This is a genomic window from Avibacterium sp. 21-586, assembly GCF_026226775.1.
Lineage (GTDB): Bacteria > Pseudomonadota > Gammaproteobacteria > Enterobacterales > Pasteurellaceae > Avibacterium.
The window spans coordinates 168,271-193,257 of the sequence record NZ_JAKKOD010000001.1; the positions used below are offsets into that span (position 1 = coordinate 168,271).

Annotated in this window: 23 protein-coding genes, 3 tRNA genes and 1 pseudogene; 14 read left to right on the forward strand and 13 right to left on the reverse strand. The window is 39.8% G+C overall.

What is annotated here, in order from left to right; translation table 11 throughout:
• Positions 1–21: 21 nt before the first annotated feature.
• Positions 22–807 carry a hypothetical protein gene (locus L5B71_RS00750; RefSeq protein WP_265756403.1) on the forward strand — a complete coding sequence of 262 codons (786 nt, stop codon included), beginning with the start codon at positions 22–24 and terminating at the stop codon, positions 805–807.
• A 41-nt stretch (positions 808–848) separates the two neighbouring features.
• Positions 849–1,835: a DNA-processing protein DprA gene (locus tag L5B71_RS00755; protein WP_265757758.1), complete on the forward strand. Its 987-nt coding sequence runs from the start codon at positions 849–851 to the stop codon at positions 1,833–1,835.
• Positions 1,836–1,887: 52 nt separating this feature from the next.
• Here L5B71_RS00755 and L5B71_RS00760 read toward each other — a convergent pair whose 3' ends face one another.
• From L5B71_RS00760 to mltA, 6 genes are all read right to left on the reverse strand, one after another.
• Entirely contained in the window at positions 1,888–2,292 is a 405-nt protein-coding gene (locus L5B71_RS00760; protein ID WP_265756404.1) for a type II toxin-antitoxin system VapC family toxin, read from the reverse strand.
• The gene (locus tag L5B71_RS00765) at positions 2,289–2,528 is read right to left on the reverse strand and encodes an antitoxin (RefSeq protein ID WP_265755426.1); all 240 of its coding nucleotides are present in this window, start codon (positions 2,526–2,528) and stop codon (positions 2,289–2,291) included. The genes L5B71_RS00760 and L5B71_RS00765 overlap by 4 nt, the downstream gene beginning before the upstream one ends.
• Positions 2,529–2,629: 101 nt before the next feature.
• The gene (rlmKL, locus tag L5B71_RS00770) at positions 2,630–4,771 is read right to left on the reverse strand and encodes a bifunctional 23S rRNA (guanine(2069)-N(7))-methyltransferase RlmK/23S rRNA (guanine(2445)-N(2))-methyltransferase RlmL (RefSeq protein WP_265756405.1); all 2,142 of its coding nucleotides are present in this window, start codon (positions 4,769–4,771) and stop codon (positions 2,630–2,632) included.
• Between the two features lie 131 nt (positions 4,772–4,902).
• Entirely contained in the window at positions 4,903–5,874 is a 972-nt protein-coding gene (znuA, locus tag L5B71_RS00775; RefSeq protein ID WP_265756406.1) for a zinc ABC transporter substrate-binding protein ZnuA, read from the reverse strand.
• A gap of 103 nt (positions 5,875–5,977) precedes the next feature.
• Positions 5,978–6,751, reverse strand: a complete 774-nt coding sequence (tcdA, locus tag L5B71_RS00780; RefSeq protein WP_265756407.1) for a tRNA cyclic N6-threonylcarbamoyladenosine(37) synthase TcdA — start codon at positions 6,749–6,751, stop codon at positions 5,978–5,980.
• Positions 6,751–7,860, reverse strand: a complete 1,110-nt coding sequence (mltA, locus tag L5B71_RS00785; RefSeq protein WP_265756408.1) for a murein transglycosylase A — start codon at positions 7,858–7,860, stop codon at positions 6,751–6,753. The genes tcdA and mltA overlap by 1 nt, the downstream gene beginning before the upstream one ends.
• 242 nt (positions 7,861–8,102) lie before the next feature.
• Here mltA and L5B71_RS00790 point away from each other — a divergent pair.
• Positions 8,103–8,179, forward strand: a tRNA-Met gene (locus L5B71_RS00790).
• 44 nt (positions 8,180–8,223) lie between these two features.
• On the opposite strand, the gene L5B71_RS00795 is transcribed toward L5B71_RS00790, so the two are convergent.
• From L5B71_RS00795 to L5B71_RS00820, 6 genes are all read right to left on the reverse strand, one after another.
• Entirely contained in the window at positions 8,224–8,355 is a 132-nt protein-coding gene (locus tag L5B71_RS00795; protein ID WP_265756409.1) for a hypothetical protein, read from the reverse strand.
• Positions 8,356–8,618: 263 nt separating this feature from the next.
• Complete coding sequence (gene acnB, locus L5B71_RS00800) at positions 8,619–11,225, reverse strand: bifunctional aconitate hydratase 2/2-methylisocitrate dehydratase (RefSeq protein WP_265756410.1); 2,607 nt, start codon at positions 11,223–11,225, stop codon at positions 8,619–8,621.
• A gap of 112 nt (positions 11,226–11,337) precedes the next feature.
• Positions 11,338–11,634 (reverse strand): YciI family protein, encoded by a 297-nt coding sequence (locus L5B71_RS00805; protein ID WP_265756411.1) that lies wholly within the window; start codon positions 11,632–11,634, stop codon positions 11,338–11,340.
• 15 nt (positions 11,635–11,649) lie between these two features.
• Positions 11,650–12,108: an acyl-CoA thioester hydrolase YciA gene (gene yciA / locus L5B71_RS00810; RefSeq protein WP_265756413.1), complete on the reverse strand. Its 459-nt coding sequence runs from the start codon at positions 12,106–12,108 to the stop codon at positions 11,650–11,652.
• A 9-nt stretch (positions 12,109–12,117) separates the two neighbouring features.
• The gene (locus tag L5B71_RS00815) at positions 12,118–12,663 is read right to left on the reverse strand and encodes a septation protein A (RefSeq protein ID WP_265756414.1); all 546 of its coding nucleotides are present in this window, start codon (positions 12,661–12,663) and stop codon (positions 12,118–12,120) included.
• Positions 12,663–13,421, reverse strand: a complete 759-nt coding sequence (locus tag L5B71_RS00820; protein ID WP_265756415.1) for a hypothetical protein — start codon at positions 13,419–13,421, stop codon at positions 12,663–12,665. Before L5B71_RS00820 ends, L5B71_RS00815 begins: the two co-directional genes overlap by 1 nt.
• A gap of 381 nt (positions 13,422–13,802) precedes the next feature.
• On the opposite strand from L5B71_RS00820, the gene dld reads away from it, so the two are divergent.
• Positions 13,803–15,494 carry a D-lactate dehydrogenase gene (gene dld / locus L5B71_RS00825; protein ID WP_265756416.1) on the forward strand — a complete coding sequence of 564 codons (1,692 nt, stop codon included), beginning with the start codon at positions 13,803–13,805 and terminating at the stop codon, positions 15,492–15,494.
• Positions 15,495–15,588: 94 nt separating this feature from the next.
• On the opposite strand, the gene fumC is transcribed toward dld, so the two are convergent.
• Positions 15,589–16,983 (reverse strand): class II fumarate hydratase, encoded by a 1,395-nt coding sequence (gene fumC / locus L5B71_RS00830; RefSeq protein ID WP_265756418.1) that lies wholly within the window; start codon positions 16,981–16,983, stop codon positions 15,589–15,591.
• A 240-nt stretch (positions 16,984–17,223) separates the two neighbouring features.
• On the opposite strand from fumC, the gene L5B71_RS00835 reads away from it, so the two are divergent.
• From L5B71_RS00835 to L5B71_RS00880, 10 genes and pseudogenes are all read left to right on the forward strand, one after another.
• Positions 17,224–17,667, forward strand: coding sequence for a DNA polymerase III subunit chi (locus tag L5B71_RS00835; protein WP_265756419.1), 444 nt, complete (start codon positions 17,224–17,226; stop codon positions 17,665–17,667).
• Positions 17,667–18,101 carry a GNAT family N-acetyltransferase gene (locus tag L5B71_RS00840; protein ID WP_265756420.1) on the forward strand — a complete coding sequence of 145 codons (435 nt, stop codon included), beginning with the start codon at positions 17,667–17,669 and terminating at the stop codon, positions 18,099–18,101. The genes L5B71_RS00835 and L5B71_RS00840 overlap by 1 nt, the downstream gene beginning before the upstream one ends.
• Before the next feature lie 14 nt (positions 18,102–18,115).
• Positions 18,116–18,298 (forward strand): hypothetical protein, encoded by a 183-nt coding sequence (locus L5B71_RS00845; RefSeq protein WP_265757802.1) that lies wholly within the window; start codon positions 18,116–18,118, stop codon positions 18,296–18,298.
• Entirely contained in the window at positions 18,282–18,884 is a 603-nt protein-coding gene (locus L5B71_RS00850; RefSeq protein ID WP_265756421.1) for a zeta toxin family protein, read from the forward strand. Before L5B71_RS00845 ends, L5B71_RS00850 begins: the two co-directional genes overlap by 17 nt.
• Before the next feature lie 178 nt (positions 18,885–19,062).
• Positions 19,063–20,196 (forward strand): DUF4268 domain-containing protein, encoded by a 1,134-nt coding sequence (locus L5B71_RS00855; protein ID WP_265756422.1) that lies wholly within the window; start codon positions 19,063–19,065, stop codon positions 20,194–20,196.
• Positions 20,197–20,213: 17 nt separating this feature from the next.
• The gene (locus L5B71_RS00860; RefSeq protein ID WP_265756423.1) at positions 20,214–23,078 is read left to right on the forward strand and encodes a valine--tRNA ligase; all 2,865 of its coding nucleotides are present in this window, start codon (positions 20,214–20,216) and stop codon (positions 23,076–23,078) included.
• 117 nt (positions 23,079–23,195) lie between these two features.
• Positions 23,196–23,744 carry a CDP-diacylglycerol--glycerol-3-phosphate 3-phosphatidyltransferase gene (gene pgsA / locus L5B71_RS00865; protein ID WP_265756425.1) on the forward strand — a complete coding sequence of 183 codons (549 nt, stop codon included), beginning with the start codon at positions 23,196–23,198 and terminating at the stop codon, positions 23,742–23,744.
• A 225-nt stretch (positions 23,745–23,969) separates the two neighbouring features.
• Positions 23,970–24,045 (forward strand) — tRNA-Gly (locus tag L5B71_RS00870).
• Between the two features lie 2 nt (positions 24,046–24,047).
• Positions 24,048–24,134, forward strand: a tRNA-Leu gene (locus L5B71_RS00875).
• A 416-nt stretch (positions 24,135–24,550) separates the two neighbouring features.
• Positions 24,551–24,930: pseudogene (locus L5B71_RS00880) on the forward strand (IS1595 family transposase); the annotation flags it as partial.
• Positions 24,931–24,987 lie beyond the last annotated feature (57 nt).

The following is a 24,987-nucleotide window of genomic DNA, read 5'->3' on the forward strand; positions in this document are numbered from 1 at the left end:
GAAATAAAAAGGAGTCTTATAATGAGATTAATTAAGAGGATTTTTGAAGGTGCTTTTGATTCACATACAGAACTGGAAAGCTTCACTCTTGAAAAAAATGAATATTTATCAGTAGATATCAAAGGATTTTACAGATATGAACATTATGGATATTATGATGATAGAACTCCAAAATATATTAATTTATTAAAAAATGATTTCAATGATAAAAAACAATTTGAATTAGATTCTGCTGTTAAAGAACTAAAAGGTAGTCTATCTAATGAGATTAAATTTATTTTAGATAACCTAGGATGGGGGGTTGATAAATCATCTATTTGTGTTGTTCCAAGAAGCAAGATAAGAGAGACATATACGGCTAGTCAATTGCTGTTTATCCGTACAATAAAAGATGTAATAAATACTCATTTCATTACGAATTCTGGTTTCGATGGAACAGATTATATATTAAGAAAAACTAATACAAGGACGACTCATCTTAATAAAAAGGGCTATGGTCGAGATGGTGATATGCCTTATAAAGGGATCTCTAATGATACTTGTATTTTTTCAAATAATATAAAAGGTAAAAATATTTTATTAATAGATGATCTTTATACAAAAACAATTAATGTTATTGAAGATATGGTCCAAGCACTCTTGGATCATGGGGCTAGACAGGTAGCAGTGTATGCTATAGGTATACTATGCTTAAAAATACTATGCTCAATAAAGTTAATAAAGAAAATATTCCTACTAGAGTTAATTATTATGCCTCATCATATGGCAAACCTTTTGTACTTGATGATATACCTGATGATGATATAGAAACAACCATTTTAATTTATAAAATAAAACTAGGAGAAGTAATGAAATATACTGAAAATGCACTTAATGTCCTTACTGCTAAAACTTTTAAAGGTATTGGAAATGCTTGGATTAATCAGAATATAATAGGTACATTAAGCTATGAAATAATTGTGGAACGTCTTAAAGAAAAAACTAAGGAAGATATAACGGATGATATTTTTCTAGAAAGACGTGAAGATATTAATAGGCAAATTTTAAAATTAGAAAATAGTTGTGATGGAATCGTAGCCATAGGTGATAAAAATTTTCCTTATTTAAGGGGAAATATTAAATCTAGCGATAAGCCTGTCGTATTATTTTATAAAGGAGATATTTCTTTATTAGATAAAAATAGTTTTAATGTTGCAGTTATTGGTGTTTTAAACCCTGATCCAGATACAGAAATTGATGAAAGAAAAGTGGTTAGCTCTCTGGTGGCTGAAAGTGCAACAATTGTAAGTGGATTAGCATTTGGTTGTGATTCAATTGCACACGATGAAACACTAAATTCAAATGGGGCAACTGTAGCGGTATTGCCTAGTCCACTGAATAATATTTTGCAGTCTAGGAATTATGAGCTAGCAGTAAAAATTGTAGAGAATCAAGGGCTGCTAATTACTGAATATTATACTGAACCTGAGAACGTTATGGCTTTAAGTTCAAGGTATATTGCAAGAGATCGATTACAAGCATTATTTAGTGATACTGTAGTTTTATCTGCTAGTTATGCTCCAGATAGTATTGATCCAAATAATCCAAAACCAGATAGTGGATCTCGACACGCCATGGAAAAAGCAAAAGAGTATGGATTAAAGAGAGCTGTTATTTATAACTCAAAAAATGTCGGTAACCCTAAGTATGATTTAAATAGAAGAATTATAAATAGTGATAAGAATGTTATTGTAATAGATCCATTGTCTATATCTAAGGGGATTAGTGAAATTGTAAATCAAGATAATAATGGAATTGTAATTTTTAGTGATAGTGAACAAGGATCATTATTTTGATTCTTATAAAGAAACTACTGTGCATAAATGAAAAGGCTAACCCAGTTAGCCTTTAATTTACCCAATCTTGCCAATGTAACTCTTCAATTCGTTGGAACTCTTTTACATTATGGGTAACTAGCACCGCATTTACAGCCAAAGCGTGGCAAGCAATCCATAAATCATTATTACCAATTGGCGTGCCTTGGTGTTTTAGCCTATGCGACCACTTAGCATAATATTCACAAATTTTTTCAGTGGGGTAAAGCACAGAAATACGCTGAGTGATTTGGCTGATTTTTTCTAATGCTTTTTGTGGATTTGAACTTCCGTTTGCACCTTTGAGTAACTCGGCATAAGTGATAAAACTCATCACCAGTTGATCGGACGGAAGAAGTTGTCCTACGCGTTCCGCTACGGCAAGCGGTTTATTCTTCATTAAATAAATCAGAATGTTGGTATCGAGCATATAGATCATAATTCTTCTCGTTCTTGTGGCGGTGCAATATCCTGATTTTCCAATGCTTCAATAAAACTTTCATCAAAGCCTGAAAATAATTCAAGAAAGCTTAGATCCGCTTTAGGTTTAAAAGGGCGTAAAATAATATCACCATCTTCACCTTGTAGAATCTCTACGGTATCCACATCTAAACGAAAACTTGAAGGAATCCGTACGGCTTGACTATTTCCACTTTTAAAAACTTTTGTCATCATCTTGATGCTCCTTTTGTATATACATCTTATTTTTCGTAGATACAAGATAACACAGTTGGTTTAAAAAGCAATGCTTAGTTTGTCTAATATTTCAATCAATCCTACAACCACCGCACCAACCAACAATTATGAATATGCTTATTACGTTCAAAATCTAATGGCAAGGTTTTGGTGGAAATTTCTACCGCACTTAAGCCGAGATTGGCGATGCCGTCAAAGTCCATTTTGAATTTTTGTTTATTGTTGGAAAAGACGATTGTGCCGTTTGGGCGTAAAACACGTTTTAAGTGGGTGAATAATTGAACGTGATCACGTTGTACGTCCCAGCTGTTTTCCATTCGTTTGGAATTAGAGAACGTAGGGGGATCAACGAAAATCAAATCAAACTGGCGGTCGCATTTTTCTAGCCATTGTAGGCAATCGCTTTGGATCAATTTGTGCTGTTTGCCTTCGATGTCATTTAATATTAAATTTTGTTCCGCCCAGTTAAGATAAGTATTAGACATATCTACGGTGGTGGTGGATTTCGCGCCACCTAGTGCGGCGTGAACGGTGGCAGAGCCAGTGTAAGCAAACAAATTCAGGAAATCTTTGCCTTGCGCCATTTCCCCCAGCATTTTGCGGGTTAAGCGGTGATCCAAAAATAGCCCGGTGTCTAAATAATCGGTTAAATTCACCCAAAGTTTCGCACCATATTCTTCCACATAGAAATAATCGCCTTTGTTGGCCAGTTTTTCATATTGATTTGTGCCTTTTTGTTTTTGGCGAACTTTTAGCACCAATTTATTGGTTTCCACGCCTGTTACGGCAAGAGTGGCGGTTACCGCATCAAGCAAACGTTGACGTGCTTTGTTTTCATCAATATTTTTTGGCGCGGCGTATTCTTGCACTACAATATGATCTAAATAACGATCCACCGCCACGTTATATTCAGGCAAATCTGCATCGTATAGGCGGTAAGCATTAATGCCTTGCTGTTTTGCCCATTTTTCAATTTTCTTGCTATTTTTTTCTAAGCGGTTAGCGAAATCTTGTGCAACAGGCGGATTTTCCGTTGCAAAAACTTGTCCATTTTGCACCGCACTTTCCATTTGTTGCAAAGGCTTTTCGGCAATCTGATAGTTTTTTTGTACGCAATCTAGCGGGCCATTTTTCGCTTTAAATTGGCGATGAGAGCGTAAGCGCAAGCAATCCAGCAAGGCAGGTTCTGCACTAAAAATCGACGCATTCCAACCACCGAATTGCTGTTTTAAACGTTGTCCAAATACGGAATACAGGGCAATAAGCGCTGGGGTTGTACCTAAGCGTTCACCATAAGGCGGATTACAAATCAACGTGCCTTTTTCATCTGTTGGATTTTTCAGCGCTGCCACATCTCCTTGTTTCCACTCTATTAAATGGGCAACACCGGCATTTTTCGCATTGCGTTGCGCTTTTTGTAACACACGGTGATCTAAATCAAAGCCATAAAAATGGGCTTGAGCCTGCTGTGAACCTTGCTCGGCAAGGGCGATGGCTTGGTCTTTCACTTTTTGCCAAGCCTGCGGATTATGCCCTTTCCAGAAATCAAAACCCCAATGCAAACGGTGCAACTGCGGTGCAATTTGGGCTTCCATTTGTGCCGCTTCAATCAACAATGTGCCTGAACCGCACATTGGATCAACCAACGGTGTGCCTTGTTGCCAGCCAGAACGCAACACAATGGCCGCCGCCAAGGTTTCACGCAATGGCGCAGCGCCTGTGTCTTCACGGTAGCCACGCAAATGCAAGGCATCGACACTTAAATCAAGAGAAAGAATGAAATCATCACGGTTTAAATAGGCGTGAATGCGAATATCAGGATTGTCTTTATCTACGCTTGGGCGTGATTTGCCTTGTCGTTCAAAATAATCCACAATGCCATCTTTCACACGCATTGCGCCAAATTGGCTATGACGAATTTCACGGTTTGTGCCGTTAAAATCCACCATAAATTGACTGCGTTCGTCAAAAATATCCAACCAATTTTGCCCGATGACGGTAGAATAAAGATCCAAATCGCTATAAATTTTGCTTTGTGTCAAAGGCAGTAAAATGCGCGAGCTAAGCCTTGACCACAACAGCGTGCGGTAAAGGGTTTCTTCATCGGCTAAATAATGTACGCCCCCTTGCGCAATTTGACATTCTTGTGCGCCAAGTTCGCTGAGTTCGGTTTTTAATAATTCTTCAAAGCCACGGGCGGTGGTGGCAAATAATTTTTTCATTGGCATCTCTTGTGCTTTATCAAAAAGAATGGCGGGATTATAACAGAGCCACAAAGTGCGGTCGATTTTAATTCTGTTTTTATGCAAAAGAAAAGAGCGAACAAGGCGTTCGCTCTAAGAAGAAAAGATTGTTATTTCAAACAGTTATAATAGCTATCGGCGGTAAATTGTAAGAAATTGGCATAGGAATTTTTGCCTAATTTAACGCTGTCGCCCATTGGATCTAAACGCCCTACATTCACCCCTGTGGCGTTGTGTAAGCTGTCGATAACTTTTGGCGTGAATTGCGGTTCGGCAAATAAACAGCTGACTTTGTGTTCTTCAATTTCTTCTTTGATTTCAGCCAGTTTTTTTGCCCCCGGTGCAACCAATGGATTAATGGTAAACGCGCCCACTTGGTTTAAATCATAAGCCTTATTGAAATAGGTGTAGGCATCGTGGAAGACATAGAACCCTTTTTGCTGAACAGGTGCAAGTTGTTGTTTTATTTTGCTATTTTGCTCGCTCAAAGTGCGGTTAAATTCTGCTAAATTTTGTGCGATTAGCGCTTTTTTATCAGGATATTGGCTAGTTAATTTATCCGCGAGTTTTTCTGCCACGAGCTGACTAATTTGTGGTGAATACCAAATATGCCAGTTTACTTCTAAATTTGCTTGACCTTCTTCGTGTTCATCGTGATGATGAATCTGGTCGTGGTCGTGGTCGTGGTCGTGGTCGTGGTCGTGGTCGTGGTGATGATGCTCGCCTTTATAAAGCATATCAACAGGAATTTCACTCATTGTTGCGATGGTAATCACTTTGCTTGGATCTACATTTTTTTTCAATGACCCCGCCAAAAATTGATCCACATCTTCGCCGATCCATAGCACTAGGTCGGCTGTTTTTAATTTCTGTACATCTGAAGGTTTAAGATGATAATCGTGTGGGGACGCACCTGCTGGAACGAAAACTTGCGTATCGGTTACGCCGTCAGCAATGGACGATGCGATAAAACCTAAGGGTTTAATGGAGGTTACTATGCTTGCATTGGCACTAGTCGCGAAAAAAGTAGCAAGCGCAACGGCGCTGAGTTGAGTTGGAAAACTTGAGATGAATTTACACATTTTTTACCTCGTGAAATAAGTTGTCAAAAAAGGGGATAAAAACTGTGCTTAGCTTATCCCCTTTTCGAAAAAATTGCTATCTTTTTTTTTATTAAAAAATAAGTCATTTAACTGTTGCTAGTAGTTTGTCGATCACCCGAGAAACGGCAAAAAAGCCAAAGGTAGCGGTAATCATCGTTGCCGCACCAAAACCATTGGCGCAGTTCATTGTAGTGGAAACCGCACAATTTCCTTCTTGCTGTGGGAAAATTAATGGCTGAGTAGAGAACACGCAATCTACGCCAAATTTGCGTTTAGGGTTTTGGCTAAAATGATAATCTTTGCGTAAAATTGACCGCACTTTGGCTGCCAATGGATCTTGAATCGTGCGACTTAAATCCGCAATTTGGATTTGGCTCGGATCAGTCTGACCACCCGCACCACCCACGGTGATCACCTTGATTTTATTGCGCTTGCAATAGGCAATCAGTGCAGCTTTGGTTTTTACGCTATCAATGGCATCAATTACATAATCATAGCCACGGCTGAGATAATCCGCCAAATTTCCCTGTGAGAGAAAATCATCAATAATATGCACCTTACAATCAGGATTGATCAACGCAACACGTTCTGCCATCACTTCCGTTTTGAGTTTACCCACATTGTCTGAAATGGCGTGAATTTGGCGATTGGTGTTGGTAACGCAAATGTCGTCCATATCAATCATTGTGATCTCACCAATGCCAGAACGCGCAAGGGCTTCCACCGCCCAAGATCCCACGCCGCCAATGCCAATCACGCAAATGTGTGCTTGGCGTAAACATTGCAAGGCAGCAGGGCGGTAAAGTCGTCCAATACCGCCAAAACGCTGTTCATAATTATCAATACGTTCTGCCATTATTGTAATAACCACACACGGCCATAATGTTTGGATAAGCCTGCGATATGGCCTGCTTCATCACCAATTCCACGATATAAATCAAAGTGATGGCCTTTTACCGCGCCGCCCACATCTAAGGCAATCATCAAATGCAATTTGTGTTCGCCAGTCCAGTTGCCTTTGCGGTCAATTTGCGGCACTTCCACTAACACCACCGAACCAGAAGGAATAACCGAGCGATCGGAAGCAATCGATGCCATTGGTACCAGTGGTACGCCTGCCGAGCCTTTCACTTTACCAGTTGGATCGTTTTTAAAATAAACATAAGAAGGATTGCGTTCTAACAAGGCTTGCAGGCGAGAAGGGTTCGCCTTTGCCCAATCTTTAATGGCTTGGATAGACATTTTTTCTCTGGCAATTTCACCATCTTCGACCAATAAACGCCCAACCGCCACATAATCTAAGCCGTTTTGTCCTGCGTAGGCGAAATAGTTTAAATCGCCATTACCAAAATCTACATAACCACTGCCTTGCACGCCAAGTAGGAAATTGTCGATCATTGAATCGCTGTAAGCTAATTCTAAGCCTTTGCCTCTTAATGCACCGGCATAAATTTGTGCACGGCTCACGCGTTTTAGTGAAGGGCTTGGCATCGCATAAATCGGTTGATTATATTTACCTTGTGGCGTGCGGCGTGCGTGGATAACTGGCGAGTAATAGCCCGTCATCAACACGTTTTGATAGCCATCTTGCCCTTTCATAATCATTGGCTGAATACCAAAACTGGATAGCTCATTGACGTTAGCCCCCGATAAAACCCAGTTAGTGATTTTGCCGTAGCTCACTGCAAATTTGTTGGTTAAGCGAGAAGAATATTGACGCACATTAGAAAGCTGGGTCAAAAAATCCCCTTGATTGATCACTGCACTTCTATTTTCTACAGCAGAAACCGGCATTAAGAATTGTTGCTGATAGCTGCGTCCATCATATTTTGCGCCGAAGATTTTTGGATCTGCCAAGTTATTATTCGAATTTGGCATTTTATTAGAATGGTGCGAGCTTGAACAAGCAGAGAGCAGGCCAATAGCTAAAAGTGCGGTGCATTTTTTGAGAATTTTTGCCGACATCGTTATTTGAAGTTCCTTAATAAAATCATTTGCAATCAAATGGTGTAAAATAACAAAAAACCGCTCAAAGTGATAGCAGTTTTTGCATTCTTTTATTTTTTAGATCAAGAAAAGAACGGTAGAAATTGTATACATTTTGCTTTAAAAGTCAGCTAATTGCTGATTTTTATATCAGTTAAAAGATTTTTTAGGGATTAAGGCTTGCATTAAAAATAAAACAGCGTATAGTACGCCCCCACAGACGCGGGGTGGAGCAGCTTGGTAGCTCGTCGGGCTCATAACCCGAAGGTCGTTGGTTCAAATCCAGCCCCCGCAACCAGATTTTTAACCGCTGATTTTATCAGCGGTTTTTTTATTGTCTGCTTAATTTGTAGCATTGAGCTTAATTTCTTCAATCCAACGCTTAATCAAACGCTTGCCTTCTTCATCTGAACCAAAGCGTTCAAAATCAAAGTCAATGAGTTTTAAGATTTTTGGAATAGAAAAATTTGGCACAATGTTGGAGTAAATATTGGTTGAAATTTAATATATTTGTTTGTGTCATTTTCCTTTTCGTACTTTTTCAATATAGGAAAATATTCTTATTTTAAGGTTATTACAGCTAGGGGGAGTTATTCGGCATCGACCGAATAATCAACGGAAATTAGGATAAAAATGTTTTTTATCAATGAGATAATTTCTGTTTCTTTATTAAGAAGTAAGAAAAAAGTGCGGTGAAATTTTTCAATTTTTCACCGCACTTTTGTGATATGTGTTTATTAAGCTGGTGCTTGGAAGATTACTTGAGCTGCTTTTTGTGTATATTGATTAAGTTGATCAAAATTCATATAGCGATAAGTATCTTCTTTATCTTGCTGTAAATCGGCTACATAGGCTTGGTATTCTTCTGGCGTTGGTAATTTACCGAGTAGAGCCGCCACTGCAGCCAGTTCTGCGGAAGCCAGATACACGTTTGCGCCTTGTCCTAAGCGGTTCGGGAAGTTACGGGTGGAGGTGGACACCACGGTGGCGTTGTTTGCCACGCGCGCTTGGTTACCCATACAAAGTGAACAGCCCGGGATTTCAATACGCGCGCCACTTTTGCCGTAAATGCTGTAATAGCCTTCTTCTGTTAATAGGCTGGCGTCCATTTTAGTTGGTGGCGCAAGCCATAGACGCGTTGGAATCACGTCTTTGAATTTGGCTAATAATTTTCCAGCGGCACGGAAATGCCCAATGTTGGTCATACAAGATCCGATAAACACTTCGTCAATTTTATCTCCTTGCACTTCAGAAAGCAGGCGAGCGTCATCAGGATCATTTGGCGCACATAAAATCGGTTCTTTGATCTCGTTGAGATCGATTTCGATCACGGCGGCATATTCAGCATCAGGATCAGCGCTGAGCAATTCTGGGTTTTCTAACCATTTTTCCATTGCTTTGATACGGCGTTCAAGGGTGCGTGCATCGCCATAGCCTTCTGCAATCATCCATTTGAGCAACACGATATTGGAATTGAGGTATTCAATGATCGGTTCTTTATCTAATTTGATGGTACAAGCCGCTGCAGAGCGTTCAGCAGAGGCATCGGAAAGCTCAAAGGCCTGTTCCACTTTAAGGTGTTCTAGCCCTTCAATTTCTAAAATGCGGCCTGAGAAAATATTTTTCTTGCCTTGTTTTTCTACGGTGAGCAAACCTTGTTGGATCGCATAATAAGGAATGGCGTGTACCAAATCACGCAGGGTGATCCCTGGTTGCATTTCCCCTTTGAAACGCACTAGCACGCTTTCAGGCATATCCAACGGCATTACACCAGTAGCAGCGGCGAACGCCACCAAACCTGATCCTGCAGGGAAAGAGATGCCAATTGGGAAGCGTGTGTGCGAATCACCGCCAGTACCTACGGTATCAGGCAATAACATACGGTTGAGCCAAGAGTGGATTACGCCGTCCCCCGGGCGCAGGGACACACCGCCACGGTTCATAATAAAATCTGGCAGGGTATGGTGGGTAACAACGTCCACAGGTTTTGGATAGGCGGCCGTATGGCAGAAGGATTGCATTACCAAATCTGATGAGAAACCTAAACAGGCGAGATCTTTTAGCTCATCACGGGTCATTGGTCCAGTGGTATCTTGCGAGCCAACCGATGTCATTCTTGGTTCACAATATTGCCCTGGGCGAATGCCTTCTACACCACAAGCACGACCGACCATTTTCTGCGCAAGGGTAAAGCCTTTGTGGTTATCCGCCACCGCTTGTGGTTTAGCGAACACATCATTATCGGGTAAACCAAGGGATTGGCGCGCTTTGTGGGTTAGCCCACGTCCGATAATTAATGGAATACGTCCGCCGGCGCGCACTTCGTCTAATAACACATTGGTTTTTAAGCTAAATTCTGCTAGCACTTGATCTGTATCGTGTTTGCAGATTTTGCCTTGGTATGGGTAAATATCAATCACATCGCCCATATTGAGTTGGCTTACGTCCACTTCAATTGGCAATGCCCCCGCGTCTTCTAAGGTGTTGAAGAAAATAGGGGCAATTTTTCCGCCTAATACCACGCCGCCTGCACGTTTGTTTGGAATGTAAGGAATATCTTCCCCCATAAACCATAGTACTGAGTTAGTGGCAGATTTGCGCGATGAACCTGTGCCGACCACGTCGCCCACATAAGCAAGCGGATAGCCTTTTTCTTTTAACGCATTAATTTGTTGAATTGGCCCAATATTGCCTGCGTCATCAGGCTGAATGCCTTCTCGTTCATTTTTCAGCATTGCTAAGGCGTGCAAAGGAATATCGGGACGCGACCACGCATCTTGTGCGGGGGAAAGATCGTCTGTGTTGGTTTCGCCGGAGACTTTAAATACGGTAACCGTGAGCTTTTCATCTAATTTTGGACGTGATAAATACCAGTCTGCATTCGCCCAAGATTCAAGAATTTGTTGTGCATAAGGGTTACCTTGTTTGGCACGTTGTTCTACATCGTAGAAATTATCGAACATCAAAAGGGTAGAGGAAAGGGCGCTGACGGCATAAGGGGCAAGGGCTTCATTATCAAGGGCTTGGAGCAAGGGTTCAATATTATAACCGCCTTGCATTGTTCCTAAAATTTGCACCGCACTTTCTGGTCCAATCAATGGCGAATGTGCCGTGCCATTGACAATCGCAGCAAGGAAGGATGCTTTTACATAAGCGGCTTCGTCCACCCCTGCTGGCACGCGGGTTTTAAAAAGCTCAAGGAGATAATCGGCTTGCTCAGCAGGAGGATTTTTTAATAATTCAATAAGTTGTGCGGTTTGTTCGGCATCTAATGGGTTTGGTACAACGCCCTGTGCCGCACGTTCATCAATATGATTTTGATAATTTTGTAGAAAGTTTGACATCGTGTTTCCTTGTATTGCTTTTATCGTTAGGGAGGCACTTTTCTTAATTTCACTCAGTAAGTTGGAAAAAGGAAAGTGCGGTATTTTTTAGAGAATTTTTGCTATTTTGGGCTTAGAAAACTTTCTTAAATGGCTTAATAATCACCTCGCCATAAACGCCTGCTTCCACATAAGGATCTTGGCTTGCCCATTGTTGTGCGGCTTCAAGGCTGTCAAATTGTGCAATCACTGTTGAGCCAGTAAATCCTGCTTCACTGGGGTTTTCATCATCAATGGCAGGATTTGGGCCTGCGGTTAAAAGGCGGTTTTCTGCTTGTAATTGTTTTAAGCGAGCAAGATGTTGTTCACGCACGGCAAGGCGTTGAGCGAGCGTGTTTGGCTTATCTTGAGCAAAAATTACATAATACATAGTTTTCTCCTCGGATTAAGATTTGGTCATTAAAGCTAATGCAGTTTCTAATTCTGGATTATTTTCTCGTGGAATAGTCCGTGATTTTCCTTGTTTATCTACAGCGACAAAAGTAAAAATTGCTTCCGTTACACAATAACGTTCGCCAATGGGCTCGCTTGAGACTTTTTTCGCCCACACTTCAATTTTTATTTGAATCGAAGAGCGCCCCACTTTGACACAGCGTCCATAGCAACATACTACATCACCGACTGAAATGGGGCGAATAAAGGTCATACTATCTACAGCTACTGTTACGACTCTACCGTGTGCGATTTCTTTGGCTAAAATTGCACCTCCCATATCCATTTGAGACATAATCCAGCCACCAAAAATATCACCATTGGCGTTGGTATCAGAAGGCATAGCAAGAGTACGTAATAACAAAGTACCTTGTGATTGACGTCCTGTGTTGGTTTCAATAAAAACAGACATAAATGTTTCCTATTCTTGTTTTTTGTCAGTTTGAGGAAGATAACGATAAATATAAGTCCCCGTTGCCACTGTTGCGACAAGGCTTAATCCAATAATACCGAAGGTTTTGAAATCTACCCAAAGATCATCAGAAAAATATTGGCTTATGATGATATTTAGGATCATACAAAACAGGAAAAATCCTGCCCAGCCCAGATTTAATTTATTCCAAACAGTATCAGGCAGCTGAATTTCTTTACCTAATAATTGCTGAATGAGCGGTTTCTTAAAAATCACTTGGCTGATGATTAATGTCAAGGCAAACAAGGCATAAACTATCGTTACTTTCCATTTTAAAAATTCTAATTCGTTGAAATAAGCGGACAAAGCGCCAAAAAAAACTACCGCACTTCCCATAATGAGCTGTTGTTTTTCAATTTTGCCGTATTTCAGTTTTAGTACCACAAGCTGAATGATTGTCGCAATAATCAAAGCAATAGCAGCTTCACGAATGCCGACGAGTTTATAAACAGTAAAAAAAACTAAGAGCGGTATAAATTCTAAAATTTGTTTCATTATTGTTGATCCTTGTGCATAAATAAGGTGTAAAAGCGATAAGTGAAAAGTAATGAAAACACGCCAACCGCAGCGCTTACAAATAACATTATTACATCAAAAACAAGGTTATCGCTCAATGAAGAAATGCGTCTTACCACAAACGGCAGCACTACATAAATTAACAAACAATAAATAAACAATGGCGCAGAGCGTTTCACCCCACTTAACCAGCTATTTTTCAACGCTTGCATAATGCCTACGGGCTGAATGAGATATTCGGTAGAAGCCAAGCTTAAACGCACAAAAATAAAAAAGCCGAGCAACATTGCCACCAAAGATAGAATTGAAGGATATTGCCCTTGTAAAATGGCAAACAAGCTTTCTACCACACCAATCATCAAAGGAATAAATCCAATTACACTAACTGTCACCACGCCCGCAAAACGTTGCAAAGTTAGCACCGCACTTTGGTTTAAGGGATTTTGCTGCTGCACGCTAATGCGGTGAAAAGTGAGAATGCCCCACGAAGAAATAAATAAGCTGACTAGCTGTTGTGCTACACCAATTATCACGAATTGTGCGCTGATACTGCTTGGTAAAGGTAAATTTTGCCCATTTGCTTGAGTGATTTCAGGCATCGGCACGACCGAGGTCAAAAGAAAATAGAAGATTAATGAGCTAATAAAAAAGAAAAAGATAAATTGCTGGGTAATCTTCTTTTGATTACGCATAAAATTCCAACAATCTTGAAAAATTTGAGTAAAATTAATATTCATTAGTTTGTTCCCAGTTAAAAATCATTCTAGCATTATACAATAACTAGTCGAGCATTACCCTTTCCTTTGTTGAAACCTCATCTTGTTATGAATAATATTTCTGAGTTGTAATGCCTGTTTTTTATTAGAGTAAATGTTCTCTTCTTTATTGTTAAACAAAATGAAAAGTGTGGTAAATAAAATTTACATATTTTTTTATAAAATTTAAAGAATTTTGAGCTTTGTCACAAAATCCTCTTGATTAGGAGGACCTATTAAATGTTTAAAGATGTTCATTACTTTTATGTGATAGTCATTTTTTTCAATTCTTTAATTGAAATTTAGAGTTACCCAACTTATAGTAGATGTTAAATTATTGTTATATTTTATAGGAGGAATCGAATGTCTGCGACTAATTTTATTACGGCATTAGCACAAATTGTTACGGATAAATATCTCATCACAGATCCATCGCGTACAGAAGAATACACGACGGGCTATCGTTTTGGACAAGGAAAAGTGCTAGCCGTGGTGCGCCCAGGATCATTGTTAGAATATTGGCAAGTGTTAAAGGCTTGTGTGGCAGCCGATGTGATCGTGATTTCGCAAGCAGCAAATACAGGGCTGACAGGGGGATCAACCCCAGCGGGCAATGATTATGAGCGCGATATTGTGCTTATCAATACAATGCGAATGACGGGCATTCAGCCCATTAATAATGCGGAGCAAGTGGTATGTTTTGCCGGTTCGCGTTTAAATGATTTGGAATTATTGCTGAAAGAATATAAACGTGAGCCACATTCCGTTATCGGTTCGTCTTGTATTGGCGCTTCGGTGATTGGTGGGATTTGTAATAATTCAGGTGGGGCATTGGTGCAACGTGGGCCAGCTTATACGGAAATGGCATTGTACGCACAGCTAGATGAGAATGGCGAATTGCACCTAATCAACAATCTTGGCATTGATTTAGGCGATAGCCCTGAAGAAATTCTAACTAATTTGCAAGAAGGACGTTATCAACGTAAAGATATTCATCTTGATTGCGGTAAAGGACACGATCACGATTATTGTCATCACGTTCGCCAAATTGATGCGGACACACCGGCTCGTTTTAATGCCGATCCTAATCGCCATTATGAAGCGTCAGGCAGTGCAGGAAAGTTGGGCGTGTTTGCTGTGCGTTTGGATACTTTCCCACAAGATAACGAAAGTGCGGTGTTTTATATTGGTACAAATGATACCCAAGTTTTAACCGACATTCGTCGCCATATTTTAGCCGAATTTAGCAGTTTGCCGGTATCAGGTGAATATATTCATCGTGATGCCTTTGATATTGCCGCAGAATATGGAAAAGATACGTTCTGGGTGATTAAACGTTTTGGTACGCACCGTTTACCAAAATTATTTGCTTTCAAAGCCAAAGCCGATCGCCTAATGAAAAAATTCGCTTTTTTACCAAATCATCTCAGCGACAAAGCGTTGCAATTTGTGTCTAAATTATTGCCGCAACATTTGCCACAAAGTTTGAGAGATTATCGTGATCAATATGAACATCACTTAATCTTAAAAATGGGTGGGGAAGGCGTGAAAGAAGCAAGGGAATATTTGCAAAACCTATTTGCAGATAAATCCAAAGGGGAATATTTTGAATGTAGCCCAGAAGAAACCCAAGCTGCAATGTTGCACCGCTTTGCGGTGGCTTCTGCTGCCATTCGTTATCGTGCCATTCACGAATCTGAAGTGGAAGAAATTGTGGCATTGGATATTGCTTTACGCCGTAACGATCAAGATTGGTTTGAGAAATTGCCTGCCGAGTTAGAAAATAAATTAATTCATAAACTCTATTACGGACATTTTATGTGCTATGTGTTCCACCAAGATTATTTAGTCAAAAAAGGCTACGATTGGGAAGAAATCGAACACGAAATGTTAGCCTTGCTTGACAAACGTGGCGCACAATACCCAGCGGAACATAACGTTGGGCATTTATATGAAGCGAAACCTGAATTAAAAGCCTTCTATCAAAAATTAGATCCAACTAATAGCTTCAACCCGGGCATAGGTAAAACCTCTAAAAAGAAAAATTGGGCATAATTTAACCCAATAAAATAAACACAAAATAAAATAGCAAGCTCAATATTTAGCTTGCTATTTTTTTATCGAAAAGGGAGGCTATTTTGGGCAAATATTATTTTAAACTGCCAACCATATCTTCAGGGCGAACCCATTCGTCAAATTGCTCAGCGGTTACTAAACCAAGATTAATAGCTTCTTCTTTTAATGTTGTGCCATTTTTATGTGCAGTTTTCGCGATTTTCGCCGCATTTTCATAACCGATATGAGTATTTAGTGCAGTCACCAGCATTAAGGAGTTTTCAAGTTGCTGCTTAATGCGTGGGTGATTTGGTTCAATACCGCTTGCACAATGTTCATCGAAAGATACACAAGCATCCGCCAATAACTGGGCAGATTGCAAGAAGTTGTACGCCATTACAGGTTTGAATACGTTAAGTTGGAAATGCCCCTGTGAACCTGCAAAGGAAATGGTGGTGTCGTTACCTAACACTTGTGCACAAACCATTGTGAGTGCTTCGCACTGCGTTGGGTTTACTTTGCCCGGCATAATAGAAGATCCCGGTTCATTTTCAGGAATTAAGATTTCGCCAATGCCTGAACGGGGGCCTGATGCCAATAAGCGAATATCGTTGGCAATTTTAAATAAGGATACCGCAAGCTGTTTTAATGCACCGTGGGTTTCCACTACAGCATCGTGGGTGGCGAGTGCTTCAAATTTGTTTTCTGCGGTGATAAATGGCAAGCCAGTAAATTTCGCAATGTATTCAGCCACTTTCACATCATAGCCTTTTGGTGTATTTAACCCCGTTCCTACCGCTGTTCCACCTAAAGCAAGTTGTGCAAGGTGCGGTAAGGTATTTTTCAATGCACGCAAACCAAAATCTAATTGCGCAGCATAGGCGGAAAATTCTTGCCCAAGGGTGAGTGGGGTGGCGTCCATTAAGTGAGTACGCCCGATTTTTACTACATCTTTAAAGGCTTCTGCTTTTGCTGCGAAGGTTTTTTGTAAGCGTTCAATGCAAGGAATGGTCACTTCCACCACTTTTTTGTAGGCGGCAATGTGCATTGCTGTTGGATAAGTATCGTTAGAAGATTGTGATTTATTCACATCATCATTTGGGTGAATAATGGATTTTTCCCCTAATTTTCCACCGTTGATAACGTGCGCACGGTTAGCAATTACTTCATTTAGGTTCATATTGGATTGTGTGCCTGAACCCGTTTGCCAAATCACTAATGGGAATTGATCATCAAGTTTATGAGTTAAAATTTCATCACAGGCTTGTGCGATTAAATCGCGTTTTTCCACTGGCAACACACCTAATTCATTATTTGCATAAGCAGCGGCTTTTTTCAAATAACCAAACGCTTCAATGATTTCCGCAGGCATTGAGGCCGCAGGGCCAATTTTAAAATTGTTACGAGAACGTTCCGTTTGTGCGGCCCAGTATTTATCTGCGGGGACTTTCACTTCGCCCATAGTGTCTTTTTCAATACGAAATTCCATTCTAGTTACCTCAACTACTTGAATTAATAATAAAAACGTATTGAGTTTAACACTTTATGAGTAGGAATGGAACGTAGGCTACAAAGCGAACTTTTTGTTTTGTGATATAGATCATAAAGTGCGGTAAGATTTTTTTGAATTTTTCAATGGAGCAAAAATTAATGTTTTCTATTTCGCGGATTTTTCGTTAAAATTACCTGTTTAAAAATTTGATTTCATACAGGCAAAAGACGCATTTTTATGGAAAAGCAAGCACAGTTTTACATTTTACAAAAAACACAACCCAAAGCGCCATTGTCCGCAATGGAAACCTTGGCTTGTGATTTGGCTGCGCAAGCTTGGCGATTAGGCAAAAAAGTGCTGATTAGCTGCGAAAGTGAAGAACAGGCTTTTCGCCTTGACGAAGCTCTATGGGCAAGAGAGCCAGAAGAATTTGTGCCGCATAATTTATCGGGCGAAATCACCCAATATGCCACACCCATTGAAATTAGCTGGGCAGGAAAACGTAACGCACAACGCCGTGATCTACTAATTAATTTGCAAACTCAAGTGCCTGATTTTGTGGCGAGTTTTACCCAAGTGATCGATTTTGTTCCGAGTGATGAAGCACAAAAAGCCATTGCCCGTGAACGTTATAAACAATACCGCCAATTAGGCTGGCAACTTAGCACGGAACAAGCCTGATGATGTGGAATGCGAAAACCTTTGCTGAACTCAGCACGCAAGAATTATTTGCCATTTACCAAGTTCGCACCGCTGTGTTTGTGGTGGAACAACAATGTGCCTATCAAGAAGTGGACGATTGGGATCAAAGTGCGGTGCATTTTTGGCAAGAATTTGACGGTAAAATTTGCGCTTATTGTCGCATTATTCCACAAAATGACGGCATTCATATTGGCAGAGTGCTGGTGGCACAACAGGCTCGGGGCAACGGCTTAGCCAAAATCTTAATGCAACAAGCGTTGGCTTATTGTCAACAACATTGGGCGGCTGAACCTGTGCTAATCCAAGCACAAACTTATTTGCAAAATTTCTACCGCACTTTTGGTTTTCAAGCTACTTCAGCAGAATATCTAGAAGATGGCATAGCGCATTTGGATATGAAATTAGCCAGTTGAGTAGGGAAGAGAAGATGAAACTGATGACTAAAGAAGAAATTATCGAACAGCAACGGCAATTACACATTCTCTTTAAAGCTTGGATGGATGATAAGAAAAAGCGTGAAGTACTGACGTTTAAACGTCCAAACGGTGACATTGTGGATCATTACCCTGATGGAACGGAAGTTGTTATTGAGTATGCCAAAGCAAAATAATTTAGCCATTTTTTACTGTGGTACAAATGGTGCGGGAAAAACAACTTTGCGTGCTTTTAATAAAGACGCTGTGCAGATTGTGATTGATTCCGACCATATCGCAATGCAAATTAATCCTGAAAATCCCCGTGTGGTGGATAGCCAAGCTGGCAGAAAAGCGATTGAATTATTTAAGTTTGCAATTAACCAACAAGTTTCATTTTCTATGGAATCCACCCTATCGGGTAATTCCATTTTGCAACGAATCAAAACAGCGAAAGAAAATGACTTTTTCGTGCGGTTAAATTATGTTGGTGTTGATGGCGTTTCTATTAACATCAAGCGAGTAAAAGCCAGAGTAGCAAGCGGTGGGCATTTTATTGATGAAGCCACTATCCGTAACCGTTACGACATCAGCTTGCAAAATTTAACCAAAATTTTACCGCTTTGCGATGAAGTATTTATCTACGACAATTCAGGCGAAGCTCCAAATTTAGTTTTTCATATTAGCGACAATCAATTAACGCAATGGGTTGATGAATTGCCGAAGTGGTGTGAGGAATTGAAAACAGTACAAGAAATTCCTAGTACGGCAAAGCCGTACTAGGTTACACATAGTTCAGCCCTGCTAGGGCTGGAAGTTAGAAAACAAAGAGCTACAGAGTAGCTCACTCAGCCGAAGGCTGATCATTACCATGTACGGCTTACCGTGCGTGGATTATAAGCAGTTGAATTTCTGCAAAATTTGCAAATTAAAATATTAGAACCCTAAGTATCGAGAGTAAATGATGTATATTCTAGATAAAACAAGTAAAAAATTAGAAGAAATCAGTAAAACAACTTTTTCAGAGCAGTCCTTAAAAGAGCGTTATGATCTTCAAGAATGGATCGATGATAATCCTAAAGTTTTATGGGGAGCATTAGGAGAAGAAATATTAATTATACAAAAAGAATTTAGTGGCTTTGATAAAACGAAAGAAAGATTAGATTTACTTGCTATCGATAAGAATGGAAATTTAGTTTTAATTGAAAATAAATTAGATGATAGTGGTCGAGATGTAACTTGGCAAGCATTAAAGTATGCTTCTTACTGCTCGAGTATTAATAAAGAAGAAATAGTCCAAATTTATCAAGATTATTTAGATAAGAAGTATCCTAATCAGAATAAAAATGCTAGTACAGAGCTTTGTGAGTTTTTTGAACGAGAATTTGGAGATATATCATTAAACTTAGGATTTAATCAGCGTATTATTCTTATTGCCAAAGAATTTAGACCAGAAGTGACAAGTGCCGTATTATGGTTAAGAACTAAGAATATTGATATTCAATGCATTAAATTTGTTCCATATATATTAGATGATAGCAAAATAATTATAGATGTTGATAAAATTATTCCTATTCCTGAAACAGAAGACTATATGATAAAACTTTCTCAAAAAGGAATAGAAGAAACTACAATATCATCTAATATAAATAAAAAGAAAGAAATTTATTCTGAATATTGGGATAAATTACTAGATAGTTGTAAAAAAGAAAAACTAGATTTATTTCAGACTAGGACAACCTCGAAAGATAGTTGGATTTCTGTTGGCTCTGCTGTTCAATATAAGTTTGTTATTAGTAATTCATCAGTTCGCGTTGAGCTTTATATTAGTGGAAAAGAAAAACAAGATAATAAAAAAATATTTGATTTACTAATTCAGGATAAAGTTGATATTGAAAATGAACTTGGCTTAAAATTATCTTGGGAACGTTCGGATGATTACAAAGCAAGCCGAATATTCATCACTAATGATGAAATATTTAAGCTTGATAATAAAGATAGTTGGGATCAAGCTATCGAATGGCAAATTGAAATAATGAAAAGATTTGAAGAAGTTTTTAAAAAGAGAATTTCAGTAATCAGTAATAAATTTTAATTAAATAGAGAAAACCAATGACACAAAAATTTGAAATGGCAGATCGTTTTGATCCTTCTGCCGTAGAACAAGCACTTTATAAACACTGGGAAGAGCAGGGCTATTTTAAGCCGTCTGAAAATGAAAATGCACCGAGTTACTGCATTGCCATTCCTCCACCGAATGTAACAGGAAGTTTGCATATGGGACACGCTTTCCAGCAAACCTTAATGGATACCTTGATCCGTTTCCACCGTATGGAAGGGAATAATACCCTTTGGCAGGCAGGAACAGACCACGCTGGGATCGCCACGCAAATGGTGGTAGAGCGTAAAATCGCAGCGGAAGAGGGGAAAACTCGCCACGATTATGGGCGTGAGGCTTTTATTAATAAAATCTGGGATTGGAAAGCTTATTCAGGTGGTACAATCAGTCAACAAATGCGCCGTTTAGGCAATTCAATCGACTGGGAGCGTGAGCGTTTTACGATGGACGAGGGGCTTTCCAATGCGGTGAAAGAAGTGTTTGTGCGCCTGCACGAACAAGGCTTGATTTATCGCGGTAAGCGCCTAGTAAACTGGGATCCAAAATTGCACACTGCTATTTCCGATCTTGAAGTAGAAAATAAAGAAAGCAAAGGCTCGCTGTGGTATTTCCGCTATCCGTTGGCAAATGGAGCAAAAACCGCAGACGGTAAAGATTATCTTGTGGTGGCGACCACCCGTCCTGAAACAATGTTGGGCGATACGGCGGTGGCGGTTCATCCTGAAGATGAGCGTTATCAATCACTAATTGGTAAAACGGTGATATTGCCGTTAGCCAACCGTGAAATCCCAATTATTGCGGACGATTATGTGGATCGTGAATTTGGTACAGGTGTGGTAAAAATTACCCCTGCACACGATTTTAACGACTATGAAGTCGGTAAACGTCATCAATTGCCAATGGTCAATGTGCTGACGTTAAATGCGGATATTCGTGATGAAGCGGAAATTATTGGTGCAGACGGAAAACCATTAAGCAATTATACCGCACTTATTCCAACAGATTATCAAGGATTAGAGCGTTTTGCCGCGCGTAAGAAAATTGTGGCTGACTTTGACGCATTAGGTTTGCTTGATCAAATTAAACCACATGATCTTAAAGTACCATACGGCGATCGTGGTGGTGTGCCGATTGAGCCGATGCTTACCGATCAATGGTATGTGAGCGTAAAACCGTTGGCAGAAGTGGCGACCAAAGCGGTGGAAGATGGCGAGATCCAATTCGTGCCAAAACAATATGAAAATCTCTATTTCTCTTGGATGCGTGATATTCAAGATTGGTGTATTTCTCGTCAACTTTGGTGGGGACATCGTATTCCTGCGTGGTATGACAAAGCAGGTAATGTCTATGTTGCACGCAATGAAGCGGAAGTGCGGTCAAAATATCAACTTTCTCCAGACCTTGTGTTACGCCAAGATGAAGACGTGTTAGATACTTGGTTCTCATCAGGGCTATGGACGTTCTCTACATTAGGCTGGCCTGAGCAGACTAAAGATCTGAAAATGTTCCACCCAACAGATGTGTTAATCACAGGATTTGACATCATTTTCTTCTGGGTGGCACGAATGATTATGTTCACTATGCACTTCATCAAAGATGAAAATGGCAAACCGCAAGTGCCGTTTAAAACCGTTTATGTAACGGGTTTGATCCGTGATGAAAATGGTCAAAAAATGTCAAAATCAAAAGGTAACGTATTGGATCCGATTGATATGATCGATGGTATTAGTCTTGAAGATCTGCTTGAAAAACGTACCGGCAATATGATGCAGCCGCAATTAGCGGAAAAAATAGCTAAAGCCACACGCAAAGAGTTTGCGAATGGTATTGCTGCACACGGTACAGATGCGCTACGTTTCACCCTCGCCGCCCTTGCTAGCAACGGACGTGATATTAACTGGGATATGAAACGCTTGGAAGGCTATCGCAATTTCTGTAACAAGTTATGGAATGCAAGCCGCTTTGTTCTCACCAATGACAAATTGGATCTTTCAGACGGAGAAGTGGAGTATAGCCTAGCGGATCGCTGGATCAATTCTGAGTTTAATCGTGCGGTGGAAGCGGTACGTACTGCGTTCGCACAATATCGTTTCGATCTCGCAGCGAATGCTATTTACGAGTTCACTTGGGATCAATTCTGTGACTGGTATTTGGAGCTGACTAAGCCAGTATTTGCGCAAGGCAGTACCGCACAAAAACGTGGCGCAAGTCGCACCTTAGTGTGTGTATTGGAAAAATTGTTGCGTTTAGCACATCCAATTATTCCATTTATCACAGAAGAAATTTGGCAAAAAGTGAAAGGTTTTGCAGGCGTGAGTGGCGATACCATTATGCTACAACCTTATCCGCAGTATGAGCCGAGCCAAATTGATGAGCAAGCTGAGCAGCAAATTGATTGGTTGAAAGAGATTATTATCGCCGTGCGTAATATTCGTGCTGAATGCAATATCGCGCCAAGTAAAGGCTTAGACGCACTATTACGCCATTTAACGCCAGAACAGCAACAAATTCTTGCCGATAACTGCACATTATTAGCAAGTATGGCGAAATTAGACAGCGTTGAAGTGTTAAATGATGGGGTAGAAGCGCCATTCTCGGTAACCAAATTGGTTGGCAACACGGAACTTCTTATTCCAATGGCAGGCTTTATTGATAAAGCGACTGAGCTAGCACGCTTAACCAAAGAGCTAGAAAAACTCAACGGTGAAATTGCACGTATTGAAAACAAATTGAGCAATGAAGCCTTTGTGGCGAAAGCCCCTGAACAAGTGATTGCGAAAGAACGCGAAAAAATGCAAGGCTATCAAGAAGCCATTGCAAAAGTTCAAGCGCAATATCAGGCGATCGAAGCCCTTTAATTTCGAGCAAAAATATCCCTCTTTTCAGAGGGATATTTTTTAAATAGTGTTTTCTAATTAGAAAAATATGCTTTAAAATAATCAACGATTATCTATTTTCTGTGATTGTTACGCCCTATGAAATTAAATTTTCCAACAATTCTCACCTTATTCCGTGTGGTGCTTATCCCATTTTTTGTCTTGGCGTTTTATCTCCCTTTTGCTTGGGCGCCCTTTTTAACCACCGCGATCTTTTTTGTCGCCGCTGTTACAGACTGGTTTGATGGCTATTTGGCACGAAAATGGAATCAAAGCACGCCCTTTGGCGCATTTTTAGATCCCGTTGCGGACAAAGTGATGGTGGTTGCCGCACTGGTGTTAGTGGTGGAATACCAACACAGCTTTTGGGTAACCTTGCCTGCGATAGTAATGATCTCGAGGGAAATCATCGTTTCTGCCTTGCGCGAATGGATGGCTGAAATCGGTAGCCGTAGCAAAGTGGCCGTGTCTTGGCTGGGCAAAGTGAAAACCGCCTCACAAATGCTTGCATTAGGCGGATTGCTATGGCGTTATAATGTTTTAATGGAAATTGCAGGCGTTGTATTCTTATATATCGCCGCGATTTTAACTGTTTGGTCAATGCTACAATATCTCAAAGCCGCGAAAGATAATTTATTAGAAGAATAAAATTCTTAAAAATTACACCGCACTTTAATATCGATAAGAGCGGTGTTTTTTTATGTACTTTTTTGTGAAAAGAGCTAAGATTTTCTTATGAAATAAATGAATAGATATAGAATGAATTTTTTTTAGTCAATCAAACACAAAGTAAGAAATTTCTATTTGACTAATCGGCATAAATCCGTAAAATGCACTTCGTTGTTTAGTGAGACCGAATGGTTAGCTAAGTATGCGGGAATAGCTCAGTTGGTAGAGCACGACCTTGCCAAGGTCGGGGTCGCGAGTTCGAGCCTCGTTTCCCGCTCCAACGCCCGAGTGGTGAAATCGGTAGACACAAGGGATTTAAAATCCCTCGACTTTCGAGTCGTGGCGGTTCAAGTCCGCCCTCGGGCACCATTTAAAAATACAAATAAATCAATAAGATAGTCGCCAAGAGCGGCTTTTTCTATATCTCATTTTTACCGCACTTTTTCTTCTGGTGTCCATTTGGTGACTATTTTTAGCCTATCTTAAAAATTCTGATAAGCCATTTTCTCTTAATTTGGTGACTAATGGTCACCAAATTCCGTAAGTGTGAGCGGTTAGCCGTAAATCATTTTATGCAAATTCCCCACGTAAAATAGGAATTCTTTTTATATTTCAATATGATATGTTTTTACTTTGATAAAACCTGATCTTTTTTAACTGAAAATCACTGAAATTAACTGTAAATTTTTCAGTTAAGATCACATTTACTATTTTCTAAGATCCCTTTTCTGTCCTAGCTTTAGATAATTTTTGCCTATGAAATTTAACTGAAAAAATGGCAATTTTTTGGCATACTGAAACGAGATGGAAAAGTCTATACCGCTGTTGTTGAAAATACCAAGACAGATACTTTACTCCCTGTTATTAAAAGGAAAATTATGCCTGATAGCACATTGTTTACACCGATTATTATCACAGTTACGACGTGTTAGAGGTGAGTTAATGTAAGCATTTCAGAATTAACCATTCACCCCATTTTGCCGAAGCAAAAAATCACATTAATGGGATTGAAAATTTCTCGAATCAGGCTAAAAGAGTGCTAAGAAAATATAACGAAATTGATAAGAAATCCTTTCCGTTGTTCTTGAAAGAATGTGAATTTCGGTTTAACTTTGGAACACCAAAAGAACAGCTAAAAATGCTGCGATTTTGGTGTGGAATTTAGGGCTTATCTAATACAGCCCCTTATTTTTTCTACCCATTCTAGAAGTTGTTGAAAACC